The following is a 1,737-nucleotide window of genomic DNA, read 5'->3' on the forward strand; positions in this document are numbered from 1 at the left end:
CGTGGTGAAGCGGCCTACCGCGCACTAACTTTACCCTTGGACCACCGCGTGGGGGCCGATCACCATCCCGCGACGCAGAAGAGGTCACCGTAGCAGGTGACATCTGTTATGATCAGATCATAAGTCGGCATTTTTTGGCGCTCCCCCCATTAGACGCAGTCTGTATTTCTGAGGGTGGCTTTGCAAGTATAGCGAGTGATCGGTATCGTTGCCCTTCTGGCCGCGCTCTTGGCTGCGCCGGAACCACGCCAAAGCGCGTTTCCGTCATACGGCATCGATCGCTAACGCGCACAAGAGTTGGGAGCGCTGCCCCACGCGAGGGGCAAGGGAACGCTGGCGCTCGTACGGGCCGGTATCCCCGGCCTTACCCACGTCGTTCCGCTATTCTGTGCAGATCGGGCGATCCCCTTCCGGCCCGGACGCCCGCGCCCCTTGCTACCCCCGCTCTCACGGTGCCGCCGCTGATCGACCGCGAATCGTTCGAGATGTTGCAGACACGGCTCAAGGCCCGCCATCCGATAGTGACGCCAGCCCGCGTCAGCAGCGGCCCAGCACTCATCACCGGCCTCTGCTTCTTCGCGAAGTGCGGGGTGCGATGACGTTCGCACCGGCAAGGGCAGGGCCGGAGGGATGTACCGCTGCTATGCCTGCTCGACCGCTGCGGGGAACGCAGCGAACGTCGCCGCGAGCACTTGGCAGACCTGCACCGGCGGATCACGGAGGCGGAGGCCGATCAGCGTCTCAATCGGCCTTACGATGCGATCAAATGAGGGATCGCCGCTCTGGACGATGCGAGTTAAAGGAACGGATCGAGACGTTGAAGGCGATGAGAGACCAGGCTGCGGCTGATGCGGAACGCGTCCAGGCGACCCTCGGTAGCGCCGGCCGTCGGGAGATCACCCCGGCCATGATCGACGCACTCTCGACGGCCGCGCACGGCCGGGAGGGGCGGCTTCGGCAGGAACACCTGAGCGCAGCGTATCGAGGCCGCTGCCGACGGAGCCCGCATCATGGAATCGAAGTCCGTACTGCTGCAAACCTCCGTCGCCGCTACGAGCGGTAGATCGGCGGGTCTTGGTGTCCGCAGTTCTGTACCGAAATGGCGCACCCATCAGGATTCGAACCTGAGGCCTTCGCCTTCGGAGGGCGACGCTCTATCCAGCTGAGCTATGGGTGCATATTGCTTACGCAGTGCTTACGCGAAATTTCTTGGCCTGGGAAGTCCCGATCCGCCTTCTTGTAAGCACTTGTACAATCTGTATTTTTCGACCTGCACTTCTACGTCCGCACCCTTGACTTCAGCCTTCGGAGGGCAACGCTCTATCCAGCTGAGCTACGGGTGCTGACCGTTCCGCCCTGGTAGCCCATACGAGGGCGCCGCGCAACGGGTTCGTGAAAGCGTTTCGGCCACGTGAAGGGCGGCAGCGCGCGGAGGGCGACGCTCACACGTTCGAAGCGGGACGGCTGTGCCCCGCACGAAAGGTGACAACCGGTTGTTCGCGACAATAGCCCAGCAGACGCAGCCGGGTCCGGCCCGACGGCGGCCGACTCGGACCCGATCGTTAATCTGCCGACGGAACCAGGGTGGGACTGCGGAACGGGACTTGGGTCGTGGACAAACGCCCGGTGTGAGGCCGGTCTCCGTGTCTGCCAACGAAGGGCAATCCTCGTCACCTGATCGGCCCCCACGCGGTGGTCCAAGGGTAAAGTTAGTGCGCGGTAGGCCGCTTCACCACG

Annotated in this window: 1 tRNA gene; it reads right to left on the minus strand. The window is 63.6% G+C overall.

What is annotated here, in order from left to right:
* Window positions 1-1,100: 1,100 nt before the first annotated feature.
* Window positions 1,101-1,177 (minus strand) — tRNA-Arg (locus tag ASF20_RS16135).
* Between the last annotated feature and the right edge of the window lie 560 nt (window positions 1,178-1,737).

Source organism: Methylobacterium sp. Leaf88, assembly GCF_001422795.1.
Taxonomy (GTDB): Bacteria; Pseudomonadota; Alphaproteobacteria; order Rhizobiales; family Beijerinckiaceae; genus Methylobacterium.